The 20,383-nt window shown below is 34.8% G+C and carries 11 protein-coding genes and 1 pseudogene; 9 read left to right on the top strand and 3 right to left on the bottom strand.

The features are described 5' to 3' along the window. Positions 1–397: 397 nt before the first annotated feature. From CN514_RS04980 to CN514_RS04965, 4 genes are all read left to right on the top strand, one after another. Entirely contained in the window at positions 398–3,535 is a 3,138-nt protein-coding gene (locus tag CN514_RS04980) for an InlB B-repeat-containing protein (RefSeq protein ID WP_176525799.1), read from the top strand. 126 nt (positions 3,536–3,661) lie between these two features. Beyond that, positions 3,662–4,504 (top strand): replication initiation protein, encoded by an 843-nt coding sequence (locus tag CN514_RS04975; protein WP_176525798.1) that lies wholly within the window; start codon positions 3,662–3,664, stop codon positions 4,502–4,504. A 196-nt stretch (positions 4,505–4,700) separates the two neighbouring features. Further along, positions 4,701–4,862: a hypothetical protein gene (locus CN514_RS04970; protein WP_176525797.1), complete on the top strand. Its 162-nt coding sequence runs from the start codon at positions 4,701–4,703 to the stop codon at positions 4,860–4,862. 838 nt (positions 4,863–5,700) lie between these two features. After that, positions 5,701–7,146, top strand: a complete 1,446-nt coding sequence (locus CN514_RS04965) for a spore germination protein (protein ID WP_098231646.1) — start codon at positions 5,701–5,703, stop codon at positions 7,144–7,146. Between the two features lie 1,546 nt (positions 7,147–8,692). Here the strand turns inward: CN514_RS04965 and CN514_RS04960 are convergent. Together CN514_RS04960 and CN514_RS26375 are read right to left on the bottom strand one after the other, a co-directional pair. After that, positions 8,693–10,489, bottom strand: coding sequence for an alkaline phosphatase family protein (locus tag CN514_RS04960; protein ID WP_286141573.1), 1,797 nt, complete (start codon positions 10,487–10,489; stop codon positions 8,693–8,695). 39 nt (positions 10,490–10,528) lie between these two features. Continuing rightward, positions 10,529–10,741: a hypothetical protein gene (locus tag CN514_RS26375; RefSeq protein WP_286141572.1), complete on the bottom strand. Its 213-nt coding sequence runs from the start codon at positions 10,739–10,741 to the stop codon at positions 10,529–10,531. Positions 10,742–12,540: 1,799 nt separating this feature from the next. Between CN514_RS26375 and CN514_RS04955 the strand changes: the two genes are divergently transcribed. From CN514_RS04955 to CN514_RS04935, 5 genes are all read left to right on the top strand, one after another. Continuing rightward, positions 12,541–16,713 (top strand): S8 family serine peptidase, encoded by a 4,173-nt coding sequence (locus tag CN514_RS04955; protein WP_098231645.1) that lies wholly within the window; start codon positions 12,541–12,543, stop codon positions 16,711–16,713. Between the two features lie 100 nt (positions 16,714–16,813). Beyond that, entirely contained in the window at positions 16,814–17,023 is a 210-nt protein-coding gene (locus tag CN514_RS04950) for a hypothetical protein (protein WP_098231644.1), read from the top strand. 17 nt (positions 17,024–17,040) lie between these two features. Further along, positions 17,041–17,259, top strand: coding sequence for a dockerin type I domain-containing protein (locus CN514_RS04945; protein ID WP_098231643.1), 219 nt, complete (start codon positions 17,041–17,043; stop codon positions 17,257–17,259). 258 nt (positions 17,260–17,517) lie between these two features. Further along, a complete protein-coding gene (locus tag CN514_RS04940; protein ID WP_098231642.1) occupies positions 17,518–18,414 on the top strand; it encodes a LysR family transcriptional regulator in 897 nt (298 codons plus the stop codon). A 976-nt stretch (positions 18,415–19,390) separates the two neighbouring features. Continuing rightward, positions 19,391–19,585: a hypothetical protein gene (locus CN514_RS04935; protein WP_098231641.1), complete on the top strand. Its 195-nt coding sequence runs from the start codon at positions 19,391–19,393 to the stop codon at positions 19,583–19,585. A 101-nt stretch (positions 19,586–19,686) separates the two neighbouring features. On the opposite strand, the pseudogene CN514_RS04930 reads toward CN514_RS04935, so the two are convergent. After that, positions 19,687–19,971: pseudogene (locus CN514_RS04930) on the bottom strand (flavin monoamine oxidase family protein); the annotation flags it as partial. Positions 19,972–20,383: the final 412 nt, after the last annotated feature.

The following is a 20,383-nucleotide window of genomic DNA, read 5'->3' as shown; positions in this document are numbered from 1 at the left end:
CCGAATCGTAAAACAGCTCAAGCTGACTAACCTTTCTCACCGGTAGGACACCCGAACCTTTCCGGCAGGAAACTAAGGCGATGTTTGTTCCTATCCAATGGAAATAGTTAAAATTCATTTGTTAGGTATAATTACGTATATAAATGTAGTATGGGTTACTTTAAAATAGGATGGTAGCTAAAAAACGAAACGGAGTGGACAAAATGATTCGTAAACGATTGACCATTCTCGCTGTAGTCGGCTTATTACTTGGCGAGAGCATCTTCCATCAACTTGCTCAAAACAGGTACATGCCGAAACAACTCATAACACAACCGTACCAAGTGACATGATTGCGATTACTTCAATCAGTGATTTCCTCAACATGCAAAATAATCTTAGTGGGAAATACATTCTGATGACAAACCTTGATGCAACCGAACTAGAAAATTGGAAACCAGTAGGAAGTCTTTCTACACCTTTTTCCGGAACGTTTGATGGAAATGGCTATACCATTTCAAACTTACACGTTAACGTAGCATCTGACCAACCAGTTTATGCTGGACTCTTTGGCTACGCGAAAAACGCGACAATCAAAAATGTCACAATGGAAAACAGTGAAATCCTTGCAAACAACACCTCGTTTGATAGCAATACATCCGTTGCTTATGCTGGGTCTCTTATTGGATTTGGCTACAATGTTACGATTACCAATTGTGTAACATCTGGAAACGTCACAGCAGATGCAAATTTTAAAGGATACGCAGGAGGATTTGTAGGTTTCATTGATAGTGATTACAACAAAGTTTCAACCATCTCGTCTGGTGAAAACCATAGTATCGTAAGCGGAAAAACAGATGCTGGTGGGTTTGTTGGAGGAACATACAGCGGAGTGCTAAAAGATGTCAAAAATAGTGCGGATATAATAAGTAGTGAAAGTCGATACAATGGCGGCATTGTCGGTGAAATGAGCCAAAATGCAACAATTGAAAATACCATTAACGAAGGGAATATCACCTATTCAACTTATGGTGGTGGGATTGTCGCTTATGCGACAAATGGACGAATTACGAAAAGCCATAATAACGGAAAGATTGAAGGAAAAAGCATTTCGACAGACGGTGGCGGCATTATCGGCTCGGGTAGTTCACTATTTCTTCAAGGAAATGAAAACCACGGGAGTATTTCTTCTGTCGCAAACGGAAACGATATCGGCGGAATTGCTGGTTCCATCATGGGTCAATCAACCATCTTGCAATCATTCAATACTGGTGAGATCAAGGGACCAACAGGTTTGTACACATACGGACGCGCTGGTGGTATTGTTGGATATGATTACAGTTCGCTTGTCGCACAAACCTACAATACCGCTCCTGTTATGGATCGTACAGCAGGAGGAATTGCTGGAAGTAGTTCAAGTGGGACGATCCAAGATAGTTTTAACTTAGGAAACATCACAGGTTCGACTATTGGCGGTATTCTCGGAACAGGGACTGGTGGCTCCATCAAACAAACGATGAATCTTGGTCGGACAAATGTTCATTCTTCCGTATTTGGTAATCTTGTCAGTTCATTTACTGGCTCGCTTTCGAACAATGTATATTATGTTGCATCGAAAGATCCATCTTTTAACGGAACGGGGGTGAAACAAGCTACATTTGAAGAGATGAAACAAAGTGCATCATTTGAAGGGTTTGATTTTCAAAGCGTATGGACGATTGGCGGTGACACTCGTTACTTATTTCCGCGTTTAAAGGAATTGCCAGAACCGACAGATGAGCGCAGTTTAGTCGTATCAATGTCCTCGCTTCCAACCAAAACGGTCTATAAAAAAGATGAATCACTTGATTTAACGGGTGCTAAGTTAACCACTCAAACATCATTCGGAAACAGTGAAACCATTCCTGTTACAAATGACATGGTCAGCGGGTTTGATGGTTCAAAACCTGGCGTTCAATACCTAACTGTTTCGTACAATGACGCATCAACTTCTTTTGATATCACAGTGAAAAACCGTTTCACTGTTACGTTCAAAGATGATAAAGGCAATGTCTTAAAAACTCAATCAGTTGATGAAGGCGAAAATGCAACACCTCCTGTCGCGCCAAGTCGTGACGGCTATACATTTAGCGGATGGTCAGGAGATACTTCAACAGATACTTCAACTATCACATCGAATATGACATTCACAGCTGTTTATACAATGGATGAATACACGATTACGGTGATGGATAATGGAAAAACCATTGAACAATATAAGGTTGGATCACAGTACACCGTTGATTTACCGACGATCCGTGAAATAGAAGGCTATACACTTCTTGGGTGGTATAGTGATGCACTTTACCAAACACACTTCACCTTTTTTGAACGAGTGACCAAAGATACGACCATTTATGCGCAGTATGTAAAAAATCCGGACGTCATAAAAGGATTTAAAGTAACAGGTAGTAGTACTTTTGGTGTGAAGCTAGCTTGGGAAAAAGTGGACGGCGCAACTGGCTATGATTTCGCTAGCAGCACCTCACCAAATGGTCCGTTTAACACAGGTGGTCAAGTTGGTGACGTGAATACCCTTCATGCAGACTACTACAAACCAGGGCAAACGATATACTTTAAAATTCGCGCCTATAAACAAGTTAAAAACGGAATTGCCTATGGTCCATACAGTGAAGTCATTTCAGGAAAAACCATTTTCCAAGGTGTGAATAGTGTAAAAGTTTCGGGCTCTAATTATGAATCAGCTACCCTTACATGGTCACGTTCAACAACACCTGGAAAATACGAAGAATATGAAGTGCTTAGAAGTACTTCCGTAAACGGAACTTACAAAGTAGTCGGAACCGTCTACTTTGGTCAAAAGACGACTTTTACAGATCATAATCTGGCAACAGGTACAACGTATTATTACAAAATACGCGCATACGAGTATATGATGAATGTGAAATATACGAGCCCGCTAAGTTCAGCTGTAAGTGTGACACCTGTTCTTCCTGCAGTGAAGTCTCTGAAGATTGCGTCGACTGGCTATCAAAGTGTGAGACTCGACTGGCTTGATACACTTGGTGCAACAGGATTTGAAATATACAGAGGTAGTAGTTCAACAGGGAAATTTACACTTGTCAAAAGCTATCCGAATAACAACACAAAAAGTTTCTCAGATAGTAAACTAGCTACCGGAAAACGAGTTTACTACAAAGTTCGTGCTGTTCGTGTCGTGAGTGGTAAGAAAGTGTACGGTCCTTATACAACTGTTAGTACTATCCCTGTACTTCAAGCGCCAGCAAAAATAACGATTTCAAAGGCTAGTTCAACTTCAGCAAAAGTGGTTTGGAGTAAAGTGAGTGAAGCAAGTGGATATGAAATTGTCCGTGCAACAAATAGTAAAGGAACGTATTCACTGATTAAAACCATCACAAGTGGTTCGACACTGAACTATACAAACACTAACATTACAAAAGGAAAAACCTATTATTATAAAGTGCGCTCTTATCGAACGGTGAGCGGTAAGAAAATTTACAGTTCCTACACAAGAATCGCTTCGATTAAGATTTAATGTTAAACCCCATTGTACATCAATTGTACAATGGGGTTTGTTTTTTGTATTATCGTCCTTTTTTCCGTTTTCGTGGATTGAGGGAAAAGTACTTCAAATAAATACTTGATTATGTTTCCATTTCCATTGGTTTTGGAAAAATATGATCCTAGTAAAATTGCAAGTGAATTTATAGTAGGTGCTAAAGCAATTACATTTGGTGCATTTGTTATCGGACGTGCTAAAGGCATTGTAGTAGCATTAGATCAAGGACATGTAATTGATTCAGTTGGTAATAGTCTCGATGATAAAGACTTTCAGACATATACATTCTCCATAAAACAATTCAAAGAACTGATTGGGTCAAAGTCCAAAAGTATTTATGGTGATATGGATAAAATCGCTGCAAAATTAATGCAATCCTTTAAATTCAAAACTCCGGACGGAAAAATAACCCGTACAGCATGGTTGTCAAACGCTACATATAACTTAAACCAAGGAACGATAACTGTTCGTTTTGATCCAGTATTAAAACCATTCTTTTTATTTTTGAATGAAAAATTTACACGTTATAAATTAGGTAACATTATTCATCTACGAAGCAGTTATTCTATTCGACTCTATGAATTACTTAAAAGCTATGAGAATTTAACAGAAAGAACCTCTGAATTAGATGAATTACGGAAAAAATTAGGAATGAGTGATAAATATCCGAATTGGATTAATTTCCGTCAACGAGTTCTAGATCATGCACAACAAGAACTTGAAGAAAAAACAGATATTTCATTTCTATACGAAACTATTAAAAAAGGTCGAAGTATTGAAAAAGTAGAATTTAAAATTAAGCAAAATGGTAAAAAAGCTGCTGATGTTAAAGAAATCCAACAAAAAATGGGACTAGTAGTAGAAAATGAAGAAATAGTAGAAATTCAAAACATAGGTAAAGAAATGGGTTGGATTTTTTCTGAGAAGTTGAGAAGATTGTTTTAGAATGGTTACAATACGGTAAAGAAAATATTGTAGATTTACTAAACCAAATTAAATATAAAACTGATATTAAGAATCCAATTGGATATATTTCTTCTGTATTACCTAAAAAAGTTAAAGAAAAAGAAGAAACAGTGTTATAGATCCAGTTCAAGAGGCAATCCGTCAATTCATTATGGATAATGTACCTAAAGGCAAAGTGAAAAGATTCGAAAAGGTACCAGATTGGATGTTAGCTGAAAAAGCTGTAACTAAGTTCAAAGAATTTATGAGTCAAGAAGAGGCTTTCATTCTATGGAACAATCAGAAAGAATTCATAGTAAATGAAATAAATAAACAAAAAGAAAAAATGTTACAATAAAAAGTAAAAAAGGATCTTCGATAATGAACTGAACCCTAAAAGATATTGCTATGGAGCAAGGTGCAGCTGGGGTAGATACGGGAACAATTCTAATTATTCAGTAAATTTAAAGTGAAGTCAATATTTTCCAATGTAAGTTAGGTTGGGTAAATTAGGGTACGGTTTTATAAGTTTTTTTAAAAAAATCGACTAAATATGATAAATTTCGTTGGTTTTCTACTAAGAAAGTTTAACAACTTATTTGAAATTTTTAGATGAAGAATGTTCAACTAATAGAAGAACTTACAATCGAGGTCATTAAAGAAGAACTAAATCACTGGAGTTCGCTAACAGTTCCGCTTGATGTAGCTTATGAGAATATTAACTAGATTGAGTACAATGATGGGTCAGGATATGTGATGGAATTTGAGCTTTGGATAGATAATCAAGAAATTTACTTAATATTATCTTGTGAAGTCATAACGCCCAATCAGAAAATGTTTTATCGTTTTCAATCGAAAATTTACATGTTTTGTAGTTTACCGTTATTCAACAGATCTGAACGAAACTGTTAAATTACCATACCCAAAAGTTGACAGGGTAGAGGTCAACGGTTCGAACAAGTTTGGGATCATACTTTTGAAAAAGCTTAAACCTAATTGTATCAAGGGTTTGAGATTTTTCTTTGTTTTCTGTTAATTCCATTTTTTGTAATGAATATTATGCATTGCAATTTATTTAGGAGAATCCATTAATCGGATTCTCTTTTTTTGTCAGATTAGAATATTTACTTGGATTGAAACGAAATAATATTAAGGACTAAGGACACACTAAACAAAAAAGTGGAAGGAGATTATAAGTGAATAACATCGAACAAACTACTTTATCGGTTAGTTTAAATAAAAACCTTATTCATTTGAAAGAGCAACTTCATATTACAACTGATTTGAAAATACGATCACTGACAATCTATGATGACATTGATCGGGATGCTGCTATTATCTATATCGATGGAATTACGAATACCCAAAATATACAGGAAAATATTCTCTCACCATTGTTACGTATACATAAAATCGAAAGTATTGAATCGCTAATATTCCGTAATTTATCAATCATGGATGTTAGTTCTGTAACAACTTTTGATGAAATCTTGACCGGTTTATCTAAGGGTAAAACACTTGTCCTTATTGATGGTTTTAAAGAGGGCATTTTAGCAGATTCTTCAGATTGGCAAAAGAGATCAGTGACTGAACCAGATACACAAAGGGCTGTAAAGGGTCCATTGATTGGATTCACTGAAGATCTGAAGGTGAATATTAATATGATTCGTAATATATCTCAAACGCATAAGCTTAGTGTCGAAAATATACAAGTTGGAAAAGAGACAAAGACAGATGTAGCGATTCTCTATATGGAGGGGTATGTCGATGAAAAAGTTTTAGAAGAAGCGAGACAAAAAATAAAAGAAATTGATGTAACTTATTTAATGGAGTCACGAGTCATTGAGGATGCATTAGAAGGGAAAAAGACACTATTTCCACTTGCCTTTACGTGTGAGCGTCCTAGTGTGGTAGTTTCAGCGTTATTTGAAGGTAGAGTTGCCATAATAATCAATGGGACCCCTTATTCGATCATCGTACCCACTTTATTTCTTCATTATTTTCAACAACCGGATGAATACTATACAAAATCAGGTAGATACGCAAACAGATTGGTCCGTTTTTTAAGCTGGTTTCTGTCAATTATGTTGTTGGGTCTCTATGTGACGATGGTACGCTTTCATCATAACTGGGTTCCTCACAAATTTGCAGATCCATTTTTCAAAAAATCAGATACCGTTTTTCCGATTCTGGTGGAGATCTTTTTCGTAGCGCTGTTGTTCCAATTACTTGTAGAAGCCTCCTTACGAATACCAAAGTCAACCGTTATTATCGTCTCACTAATTGGAGCAATTGTTGTCGGACAAACTGCTGTAACTGCGAAATTGATTCATCCAATAACATTAATTATAGTAGGAGTTAATTTCTTAGCAAGCATAGCCATTGCAGCAGGTGGACTATACGGTACAGCGTTGACAATTCGAACTGTATTTCTATTTTTAGGTTATTTTTTTGGTCTAACAGGGTTGATAGTTGGAACAGTGATTATGATTGTTTATATGGCATCTCTTAAATCACTTGGAGTTCCATATTTAGCGCCTTTTATCCCGTTTCGTCCAAAAGAAATGAAAGACGCTTTATTCCGAGGTGATTTGAAAAAGTTAATTAATAGTAAACATACATATCCACATAAGAATAAATGAAGACAATTAAAAAATTGCACAGACTTACTAGAAATAATAGAAATATGAGACTAGTAGTGTATAAAATTGCATTGACTACTTGATTTAATGGACTTAATTGACCTAAAATATTCAGTAATACTGAATAATCCTCATACGCTGCATTTGACAGGGGAGGAGTCGCTGGTTGACTTCCAGTTGGAATCATACTTTAAAAAAGCTCGCACTCTAGTATTATCCCCTTATACTAGACACACCAAAAAGCCCATCCGATAATAAGGATAGGTGGTTGAAGTGACCCAAAATAGTTAGACAAGGAAAAACACCCCCTGTATCGTATTAGTTAAAAGAAAACTAATCATACACATCAAGGAGGGTGTTTTTTGCATGGGGAGTAGAGTTCATTATCCAGCAGGCATCGAACCTGCTGGGGCTGCTAAAGCATCATTTTTGAGAAGAAAATCCAAAAGTAGATTAAGATCATAATTAAACAAACGTTTGATTAAAAATTGGAGATTTTGAATGAGTAATTACTTAAAATTATTTTTTAAGAGGAAAAATTTTAATTTCAAAGAGTAAGAATTACTAATTATTACTTACAATTACTCAGTATTTAGTAGGGGAGAGGTTCTTCTAGAGAAAGAAACCGACCGACCCAGAGATAAGAGGAGAATTTTAAAAATTGTTAGGAAAAAGGAAAAGGATGGATCTTATTCCGATTTTCGAGAGTTTGTCTATCAGAGTCAAGAACATTAAAAATAAAAAGAATAAGTAAATGCTAAAAAGTTGAATGAAGTCAGGACGTAAAGAAAGTTAAGTTATTATTTTGAAATGAGTTACGAATGAAAAATATAACTTCCAGACCGAACGGAGAGAAGGGCTTAATCTTGAAGGTACTAAAAATAGTTAGAAGGCCAGTGGAATGCTCAATAAAGGAAAGTGTAAATTTGGTAACGAATTAGTACGTTATGGAAGTTATATTAATTTAAAACATTTAAAAATTTTTCAAAATCGATCAAATGAAAAGCGCACCGAATAAATAGATAGTATCCATTTAAATTCGATACGGTAAGATAAAAATATATGGGATTGCTATATCAATTACAGTTTTTTTCCTTTTTCAATACTTTCTTCTAAACGATTGTCAAAGTCTTTATCAGCCATGATAACCATAAAGTAACACCAACTTTTTTTATTCTCATTATGAACAGGAAAGGAGATTGCTATTCTTGGAAATATCAATAAATCTTTCTGAGGAAACTTTTGTTGAGTTTATAGAAATTGACGTTTTAGAAAAACGTTTTCCACGTCGAAAAAACCATCATGAACGATAATATAAGAATCGTTCCTCCAGAAGGTAAATAAGGAGTAAGACTTATTAGGCGAACAAGAGAGTTTAATACAATAAAGCAGACAGTCCTACTAGTCGTCTTGATTTAAAAAATATAATTAATTTCTTTATGAAAGGGAATAAAAGGAGAATTCATGAAAACAGATACATTTTTCTTAATAATGAAAACAGGTACATTTTTCTTAATAATGAAAAATGTACCTGTTTTTTACTTTCCTATTTTTTGAGTTGAAACAGTCCCGTAGGAAGTTGTGCATCCCAATTTTCTGGGATATCTAGACGTAGCGCATGAGCAACGACGGCAGCAGTATCTATATTTTCTACATCAGACAATACGGTGCCAGGCTTTATAGACTTTCCTTTAGCAGTCCAGAAAATGGTCTGCTCTTCTGGGGAGGAACCACCATGACCATAACCTTTCCCTCCATGATCCGCTGTGATGATAATTAGAGTATCTTTCATCAGTCCTTCTTCTTCTAAAGTTTGGACAATTTGCCCAACATGCTGATCCGCTTTTTGTAATGCCTCATACCATCTCGGGCTGCCATAGCCATAGTTGTGACCTGCGCCATCCACTTCATCCAAATGAACAAATATATTACGACTGTTTTTACCTTCTGCTTTGATGTAGTCCACTGCTTTTTGTGTCGTATTATTATCGTTCCCACCATTTACTTTATAAGCACCTGCAGAATCTTCAATAATTCCTTTGTTGATTGGTGACCACGTAGTAAAGGAAGCTTGATTAAGCATAGGACGCTCTTGTTTTAGTAGTTTCATATAAGATGGATAAGGATTTTTTTCAGGGTAAGGATTACCTACATTGTCGTTGTTCAGACCATGTTTTGAAGGTACAACTCCATGGAGCATGGATCCCCAGTTTTGCCCGCTAATCGTCGGCATCATTGCTTTTGCTTCATATGTTCCAGCGCCTTCACTCATTAGCGCCTTTATATTTATTGCATTTGCTTGTGGATCTTTTACCCCGTTTCCTGCTCCATCTATTCCGATGAATACTACACGCTTGTAAAGAAAATCTTTCTTGTAAGGAGCCAGCTTATCTTTTATCATTTGCACATCTAGGCGATCCACTTTTTTATCATTGTTAATATCCGCTATTTGCGCATGCTTCCAACGTTTGTCACCTTCACGACTATTTTTGTTTTTCAGAATGAGTTTTAGATCATTATCAGTTAACAACCCATCTCCCGACACGTCAATGGAGTTGGATACATGTACGTTAGCTGTAGCTGTTTTACCACCATCGCCCGTTTTGGCCGTAATCGTTGCTTCGCCCGCCTTCACTGCAATGATAGTAGGACGGTCGTTAAGCATTTCGATTTTTGCTACTGATTCATTACTAGAGATCCATTCTACATCTTTTACCGTCGCATCTGATGGAGAAACCGTTGCTGTCAGTGGCATAGGTGCTCCTGCCTTCAGATTGAGTTCAGTCTGATCCAAAGAAATTGATTCTACTGATGTCGCTTGAAGTGGAGGTGCACTATCATACATGGCGCGGACTTCCGATTCACTCAAAACATTTCGATAGATTTTAAGGTTATCCACTGCGGCAGTAAGAGTAGAACCATAATTTCCTGTACCATCTTGTCCGATTTTCGTCGTAAAAGAGGTATCAAGAGTTCCTTTCATTCCAGAAATATCTATAGAATGAACTAAGCTACCATCTTTATAAAAGCGTGCACTTCCATCACGATCATGCGTTACAACAATGAAATGCCATTGATTATCAGCTACATTTTCCATATTATAATCTTTCCGATCGCTTCCGGATGTCTTGAAGTTCCAATCAAGTTGTTTTGAACTGTTCAACGCTAAATTCCAACCTGTATTGCTTCCAGAATTCCAACTCTTATTTGAAATGATAGCAGGGTCTCCTTGAATATTGTCTGATTTAACCCAGAAGGCAACAGAAAAATCCGTGGTCTCTCCGAAACGTAAATCGTCACGATTGCCCAGGTCTACATATTGTCCTTTTGATGTAAATTTAATTGCTTGATCAATTCGTCCTTGAACATATCCTGGATTGCCTTAGATTTGAGGAGTTATAGTACTTGAAGAGCTATCCTCTACATTGTTGTCAAAATTAATGTCAAGAACTGTTCCTTCACTAGCAAACGCAACGGACGACATACTACTGTTGGATAAAACATTAAATGGGAGATATGTACTTTTTACAGAAAGTGACATCGCCAAAGTTAATGAAGTTCCCACTACTACTTTTTTTAACATGTTAGATTTCATTTATTTTTCCTCCAATTTAAAATAATCTGACATGTCAATTGTAGAGAGGGGATGTAAATATATGAGTAGATTTATGTAAATCTTTTTAAAATATAGGCAAAAAAATGGCAATACTTTTGTAAATCTTTTTAAAATGTAGGCAAAAAAAAGGCAATAAAAGCCTTATCTACAGAAATTGATTTATTTTGTGTTTAGGCATTTTCCATAAAGGGGGTATTATTTAAGAATATTATGTTATTTTTTTTTAGGGATATAAGGATTTCTTATTGAGTGTGCAATATTTCTAACTTTATTAGAAAATTCTAATTAAGTATACTGAATATAGCAAATGGGGAAGGAGATAGAATTTAGTCGAAATCTGATAGATTATGGGTTCAGTTAATTTCAGCTAGAATTAATTATGAAATGAAGCCTGATCGAATTCTATCAAAATAAATATTGTATATTATTTGCAGGAGAATAAAACAACTTGAAGTACTTTTTTTTATTTCAGTTTCACATTAGTAACTAATTTCTTTGAACTGAGCAAAAATATCCATCTATTATTATAACTAAAAGCACTCTCCATTTTTTTACAAATACCTAGTATCACCAATAAACTTTGCTAACTTGAAAATATTACAATCATACTCGATTTTAACTTTTACCTGGAGGAACTCATATGCGTAAGTCATCACGAAAAGTCAATTCTAGAATAGTTGTACCAAAGAATAAATCGATTGATAAAGAATGGATGATATGGATTTTTATATTTGTTATATGTGTGTTTTTGTATAAGTTCATATAGTACAAAAAATAATTGTTTAAAAAGCATACATTGTCTAAAATCTTCTTTTAACTGAAGTCAATATTTTACAATTTTCTATCCTTATTTATTTATCATATAGTAAATAAGTAAGGAAGATTGTTTTTTTATGTGAAATTCCTACGATTAGGAAATTTAAAGGGGTGATTTTCGAATTTTTGTTCTCAAATAAGAACAAGCAGAAACATCAGAGGTTATTTTCCAAACAGGTATAATGAAAGTTTTCTTTAATGGAGAATATGTTCAATACTGGAATACGAGTTGGAGATAGTATACTGGAGCGGTAATTTCTGGAATAGAGAAGCTGGTGCATAAGAAGCATGTAAAAGTGCAACAGAATTATTACCAGGTTTTTACAACTTTAAAATGGAGTATGCAGGTAATTGGTATAGAAGCTAGTAGCACCTAAAAGTACTAAATTTGAAAATTTTCTACAATTTCTTCACTTTGATCTTCATCCCCTTCAGTTCATTTTATTATGTAGTACTTACCCTTACTAATTATTAATAGAAAATTGTACAGTTTAAAAACAACGTCTTGGAAATTAGAAATTGATTTATTTTGTGTTTAGGCATTTCCCGTAAAGGGATATGCCTTTTTTTGTTTATTATGGTAAATACAGGGAAATTAGTAAATTAATTCAAATGGAAGTTAAATGCATTTTTTCGACACGAATTAGGTTGTAAGCTATTAAGAATGCAGAAAGTTAAGAAGATTATTAAGTATGTATTGATAGGGATTAAAAATTATTTAAGAATATTATGTTGTTTTTTTTTGAGGGTATAAGAATATCTTATTGAGTGATTAATATTTCTAACTTTAATAGAAAATTCTGATTAAGTATACTGAATATAGCAAATGGGGAAGGAGATAGAATTTAGTCGAAATCTGATAGATTATGGGTTCTGTTAATTTCAGCTAAAATTAATTATGAAATGAAGCCTGATCGAATTCTATCAAAATATTATATATTGTTTGCAGGGGGACTGGATAAATGGGGAAGAAGATGAAAAAAAAGCAAACTAAATTACTAGTAAGCGCACTAACTGCTAGTATCGTATTTTCACAGGCACAAATGGTTAACGTATTTGCACAAAGCCCAACAAAATTAGATGAAGCTGTAGCAAATCTTAACACTAACGTAGAAAGCGAATTGAATCTAACTGCAGAACAACGTCAAGCTCTTAAGAACATTGACAAGTTCAATGCACGAGGACTTCATTTATCGGACGACGTAGACTTAGATAGTTCAAAAACTGTATCAGTTATCGTAGAATTCAAGAACAAACCGAAGAAAGTTGCTTTACTTGAAGCAGCTGTAAATGGACAAAATCTATCTTCTACAGAAGCACAAAGCAATGTAGATGATGATCATGCAACATTTCAAACTGATTTAGAGAATACTGTAAAAAATGGAACGTACAAAGTAAAACGTTCATTCAAAACTGCATTCAATGGAGTATCACTACAAGTTCCTGCTAATAAACTACAAGAATTAGTACAATCAGGAGCAGTTAAAGCAATCTACAGTAACCAAACTGTACAGTTAGATGAGCCTAAAACATCTGATTCACAAACTACTTCAACTGAAGCAGATACCCATGGAATGGCAGCAGAACGTTCTTACCTTAAAATTGACCAATTACACAAAGAAGGTTTCACAGGTAAAGGCATTAAAGTAGGTATCCTTGATACAGGGATTGACTACAATCACCCAGATTTAAAAGACGCTTACAAAGGCGGTTATGATTTCGTTGACAATGATAATGATCCAATGGAAACAACTTATGAGGATTGGGTAAAAGCCGGAAAGCCAAGTATTAATGGTGGTGCTGAACCATACTACACTGAACATGGTACTCACGTAGCTGGTACAATTGCAGGTCGAGGAAAGGCTGACAGTAACCTTTCAACTACAGGTGTTGCTCCTGATGCTGATATCTATTCTTATCGTGTACTTGGACCAGGTGGTGGTGGTTCACTGGATGCAATCATCGCTGGGATTGATCGAGCAGTTACAGATGGCATGGATGTAATCAACCTATCTCTAGGTGCACCTTATAATGATCCATTAACGCCTCAAAGTATGGCACTTAACTATGCAGTACTAAGTGGTGTAACATCTATCGTTGCTGCAGGTAACTCTGGAGATGCAATGTACACGGTTGGAAATCCTGGAAATGCTGCTTTACCATTAACGGTTGGTGCAAGTGATGTTCCAACAATCATTCCAACAATCAAAGGTAATGATGATGGTGTGAGCTATAACATGCAATTATTAGCAAGAGGATTTGATGATAAAATTTCAGATTTACTAACAAAATCATACCCAATTGTAAATGTTGGATTAGGACAATCTTTTAATTATTTTGGTGTAAACACTCGAATAGATGGAAAAATCGCATTCATTCAACGTGGTGCAAATTCAATTAACGATAAGATTTTACAAGCGAAAAACCGTGGCGCTGCTGGAGTAATCATTTACAACAACGTTGATGGTTTAATGCCTTTCTATTTAGCAGAAGGTGAAGATTTCATCCCTTCGTTTAATTTAACATTGGCAGATGGTCTTGCACTAAAACAACAAATCGCAAGCGGCAAAACAACATTCTCTTTTAGTGATTTAAGTTCAATCACAACAAAAGGTGATGAGTTAGCATCATTCAGTTCACGCGGACCATCTCGAGTAAATTATGATATCAAACCAGAAGTTACAGCACCAGGTGTTAGCGTGTTATCAACTGTTCCTGGATTCATTCATAGCCCGAATAATCCAACTGATTACAATCATGCTTATGATCATATGTCAGGAACATCAATGGCGACTCCGTTTGTAGCAGGTGTTGCAGCATTATTAAAACAAGCTAACCACAATTTACAACCAGAAGATATCAAAGCAATCTTAATGAATACAGCTGACCCATTAAGCAAGGCATACTCTGTATATGAAGTGGGTGCAGGACGAGTTGATCCTTTCCAAGCATTACATTCTTCAATTGAGATTAAGGTGAAAGATACAACACCAGTTGTTGATAATGGAGAAACAAATGATATCAAAGAAATTACAAGCGCTCTAAGTTTTGGTAACGTAGCTTTCACTGGTAAGGATTTAGTTGAATCTCGTTCTTTAACATTTGAGAACAACGGTTCTAACTCTAAAACGTTTGATGTGAAAGTTTCTTATCAAACAAACGTAAGAGGCTCAAAGGATGCAGAAAAGAATGGAGTAACAGTTACTACAGACAAAACTGTTAAGGTTCCTGTAAATAGTAATGTGACAAGAAAAGTAGACCTTTCAATTCCAACGACAGCTGAAAAAGGTATTTACGAAGGATATGTAACTTATACAAACCAAGATGATCCATCTGAAACATATCGTGTTCCATTCGGAGTGCATTTTGTGGAAGAAGGAATTAAAGACTTTACTCTTTCTCGCAACTCAATCACAAATGACCGAAATCAATTAGCAAGTCCGATTATGCAACCAGCTTTAGGAGCAACAATGACGTTAAATTCTCACATGAGATCTTTATACGTAGTCCTTTCTGATGCAAAAACAGGTGAAGATTTAGGTATCGCGAATAGGTTTGATGGAATGGGTTATGAAGAAGGTAAAACAAATTTCTTCCAGCCGTTCGTAGGAGCTATCTATCCGTTTACTGATAAAGAACACAAAACTACCAGCAAAGTTGCAACGTTACCAAGAGAAGGACATTACAAATTAAAACTTGTTGGTGTAAATGACGATGGTAAAGAATTTGTTAATGCACAAGATTTATTCATTGATAACACTGCTCCTGATAAGTTTGAAATAAAAGTACAAGGTGAAAACGGAAGAAGTCCTTTCGTTGAATACAAGAAAGGTATAACGTCAATTCCGGTTACAGCTTCTCTTCATGACCAAATGGTCGATCAAATGAAAGCAGTTGGTATCAATATTAATCAAGGTACAGTTGGTATCCCGTATGCTTGGAACAGCAACTCAATCAACGGAAAACTAAAATTAGATGAAAATGGAAACGGGTCAGACAGTGTTGCAGTACAAGCAAATTCACCAATTACACAAGTACTATTTGTTGGTGGTGACCAAGGAACGAATGCAAACGCTCAAGAAACGTACTACCTTGTTGAAGACAATTATTCATATGTATATGGTGATCCACAAGGTCCACTTAGACACAAACAAATGATTACACATGTTGGAGATACAAGATCTTCTACACTAACTGCTTATAATGTAACAAAAGTAAAATCGGCTGTTTATACTTTTTCGGCAAATACACTTGATACAAACTTTGAAAGTATTAAGTTAAATCCTGCAGCTGAGGCTTTAGGTGGAGTTTTAACAACAACAACAACTACTTCTAATACTGTTAATGGTCCAGTCGTTACAGTAGTTGCAACAGTTACGTTTGATGGTTCTAAAGAAGTAACAGGCGACATCCCAATGGTTGATGTAGCAGTTAAAATTCAAGATATTCAAAAACCTATTAATGGTTCAACTTTATCCCTTTCTTCTACAAAAATTACAAGCATTGACGGTGTTGTAACAAGACCATGGGGTACATTCCCGACAATTGTTATTTTACCGAAGTTCTCTTCTTTAGGTGGTTATGTATATGCTCAAGGCTTATTCAAGAATGGAAAGTTCGATGAAACTGTAGGTAGAGATTATACTTTAACTGGAATGAAGGCGTTCGTTCAAGATAAAGACGGAAAGAGATACGATGGTGCAATCGCAAAGAATGGTCAATATGTAGTAAATGGATTACCACTTACTCATGATGACATGTCAATCGTATTCGATGTTCCTGGTCACTTTAAAACGTACACTAGCTTCCATGGTATGTACCAAACTTTAGATGGTGAAGAGTATGGAGTAGCTGGTTACATCGGTAGGGATGTTTACACAGCAACCGGTGGTGACGTAAACAACGACAACGTAATCGACATAATGGACGCACTGGCTATCCAAACATATTGGGGAACAAATAATCGTAGTGCAGATATTAACTTCGACGGAACAGTTGACGTAAATGACTTTGCTTATGTGTACAACAACTACGGACTTGGTAACCCAACAAATCCAAATGCAAATCCAAAAGCTGAGAAAACGTACAAAGGTCAAACGTTAGAAAGCATCATCGTAGAATTAGGTTTAGATTGATTTAATTGGTAACCTGGGCAGCTTCTGTTGTTCAGGTTATTCCATTTTTAAAAACTCAAACAGAAATTAAAGGAACGATAGGAGGAGAAGCATTTTAAATGTGCAAGGTCAATTTGATTATAGTAAAGATTACTCTATGACTTCTCCAACAATCACGATTGTAGATCATAATGGAAAAGAAGTAAAAACAAATAGCTTTAATAAAAATGGCCAGTTTGATATGTTAGGTATTGAACCATCTAAAGTAGATAGTAGATTATACAATTATTCAAGACATTCCTGGACACTTTACTACTTATACAAACGATAATATTTATGAGAATAATTATGGTACGCTTGAAGGGACCATATGGAGGTTACTATACAGCAAGTTCAGATACGATAGTATCAGCTACTGCAGGATACGTTAATAAAGATATTGTAATCGACGTAACGGATGCACTGGCTATCCAAACATATTGGGGTACAAATAAGCGTAGTGCTGATATTAACTTTGAAGAAACAGCTGACGCAAAAGACCTTGCATTGTTTAAAAGAATTATCTAATATAAAACCCGTGGATTGTAGCACTATCGAAAGCAGTTAAGAAGTATAAAGGTTCAACTTTAGAATCAGTTAAGAGTCAATTAGGATTACAATAATAGAAAGCTCTGAAAATTATTTTTTCGGAATTTGTTTTCACACTGTAAGTCTGTTCTCAATACTTGAGAACAGGCTTTTCACTATATTTAAAATACTTTAAAAAATATAATTTAGAAAATATAGTTTGTAGTATACTAATACCGTTGTTAGAAGGAGAAGATTATGAATATCGAAAAATTAGTATATCTTGTAGAAGTCGCCAAAACAGGTTCCTTCAGGATTGCTTCACAAAATCTTTTTGTGAGTCAGTCCGCTATTAGTCAATCGATTATTAGTATCGAAAAGAAATTAGGCTTAAAATTGTTCGAACGATCCAAAGGTAATGGTGCAATTCTTACGGATGAGGGAGTAGAGATTGTTAAGATTGTGAAAGAGCTATTTAGTAAATATGAAGAATTAATCGAAAAAGCACATTTAATTAATAATAATGTGAATGGAAAGCTAAAAATATCTACCACGCCAGGTTTTTTTGCCGTACTTTTAAGCCCAATTTCAGCTATTAAAGATGACTATCCTAAAATCAATATCGAGATTTTTCAAAAGCCAGGACAAGATATTATTGAAGATATTTTGGAAGAACGAAGTGATATCGGTGTTCTACCATTTATTAAACATTTACTAGAAAATAATGATCGTCTAGTTTATCAAAATTTATTTGAAGCGAAAATGAAATTAATGGTAAATAAAAACTCCCCATTAGCAGAAAAAACATTTGTTACACCACAACAAATCATAAACGAAACCCTGATTACTTATGATGGAGAATTCATTCATTGGTTTAAAAAACTTTTCTATACGGAGTTTGGCGTAATGAATGAGTTATTTACCACTACAAATACTGATACATTGAAAAAAGCAGTCGAAGAAAACCTAGGTGTGTCATTTGTACCTGCTTTCAACGGAGTTAATTACAATTTGAGTGATGATGTTATATTACTGGATATTATAGATTACGATGCTGTAAATCTTCAATATGTATGGATTATGTCTAGTAAAAAGGATTGTTCAATAATGATATTAGACTATATATCGAAATTAAGGGAAGAACTAAATTCATAATGTATACTAAAAAGTGAATACAAATGTTCTTTATTGATAAATATATGAACTTCCTTGATAGCGTAAGATTTTTGGTAAAATAACAGTGAATTTCTTGATGAAATTTTGGGACTTTTTTTCAATAATCTAACAAACTACTTTTATTATTAAGTCAAGAATCAATCGTTTTTGGGGTACAAGTTGATAAAAAAAGGATATTTTGTATGAGATTGTTATTCTAAAGATAAATTAATGTATATTATTTTTACTGAATAAGTCGATTGGAGCATAAAGTACTCGACTCCTTTGGGAGATGCGGGAAGGCTGAGACCCCACTGGAGCGAAAGCGACTTGATTAATGCAAGAAAGAATATAGAAAAGCAGTGGAATTAATTTCCACTGCTTTTTCAACGTGTGGGCTTAACTTATACATAATCTCTAGTGTGCGGGTCTTAATCAGTTGTAGTTGTTAGCCTAATAAGGCATAGGTGTCCGTGTTGATAGGGAATAGTAAGGAAGGAAGCGGCAAATTTTCACCTATGGGGCACTAACTTAATAAAAGGTAAGGTGATACGGGATTAATTTGCACTTGCACTACAAATCAAAGTCCTTAATGCCCAATAGGTAACAGAGAAATGAAGAATGCTCATGAAAAGAAAGGGTGTGCACTTACCGGGGGAGACTACTTAATATTTAAGTTAGAATCAATAGATCGAAAAAAGCTTGTCTTCATTAATTAAAGGAGTATCAACCATTCCTTCTGACAAGTTTTTATCTACCTCTTTTTCAAATTTTTTTATTAAATTTCTTCCTTTTATGTCAGAGATTATTAATATAATTATACAAATTATATTTTTATTTTTGCCTCTTTTGTTAATGTTTCTACTGGAAATGCAATTTTTTCTGTAGGTAAAAACAATGATAATATATAAAATAAAATATATGTTATTGTTAACAACTATGTTGTTGTCATTTTTAATGACGATGATGTTTATCATTGTTTTATACGGAAACTACGCCTGATGGACAAGTATACATATATCCTGACAAGGTGTTCGATAATGTTGTTTCCGGATTTATGGCTAAGGAATTGTTCAACATCACTTCGCTCATTAAACAGGGGTTTGATGATACATACACAAATCAGTTACCTGTAATCGTCGATTACGACCATGTTGGAGCTAAAAAATAAATTATAAGGAATATAATAAAAGTAAAAACAAGCCTATACACTGGCTTGTTTATTGGATTTTGAACAGTTATAAATTTCTTGAATGCATGGTCTTTATTCATTTATGGTAGCGCATTCACCTCATGGGCAACTCGAATGCCCGATTCAATCGCTCCTTGCATCCAACCGTGAGTATTTGTTGTGTGTTCACCAGCGAAGTGGACTCTGCCCTCTGGTATAGCAATGTATGGGTATAATTCTGTTTCTTGCCCAGGTTCAAAAGCTGTGAAAGCACCACAAGAATAGGGATTTTGACTCCAGTTTATGGAAGCTCCTGATACGAATTCTGAGTAAACTTGTGGTCCGTAAATTTCTGCTAAGTCTTTTAACACATATTGAATGCGATCGAAAGGTCTGTTCTCTATATATGAGGACAGGCTTTTTTTAAATGAATCATATTCAAGAAATGAGCTTTAAATTATTACCAAATCGATGGTTAAGTTTGAATCTATTTTAAGAAATTGATCTAGAAGTGTACTCCTATCTTCCAAACAAAAGTGACTAGCAGATTTTTGCTAGGTTGCACTTGTATTTTTAAGAAGAATAGGTATTTTAAAATAAAATTAAAAATATATCAATAAAATAAAAAAGGTAACGTTTCTCTTTTGAAAAGCTGCCTTCTTTGGTTTTTAATATGAACTAATTTCTGGTTTTAAAAAATTGATTATGTTTTTCAGTTTTCGATAAATTTTTCTTATTTGAAGATATTATACCAAGTGTTGAGTTTATAGGTTCATAATTTACGAGATTAACTTCAAC

Source organism: Bacillus sp. AFS001701 (assembly GCF_002559405.1).
Lineage (GTDB): Bacteria > Bacillota > Bacilli > Bacillales > Bacillaceae_G > Gottfriedia.
This window is presented reverse-complemented; position numbering and strand designations above follow the sequence as displayed.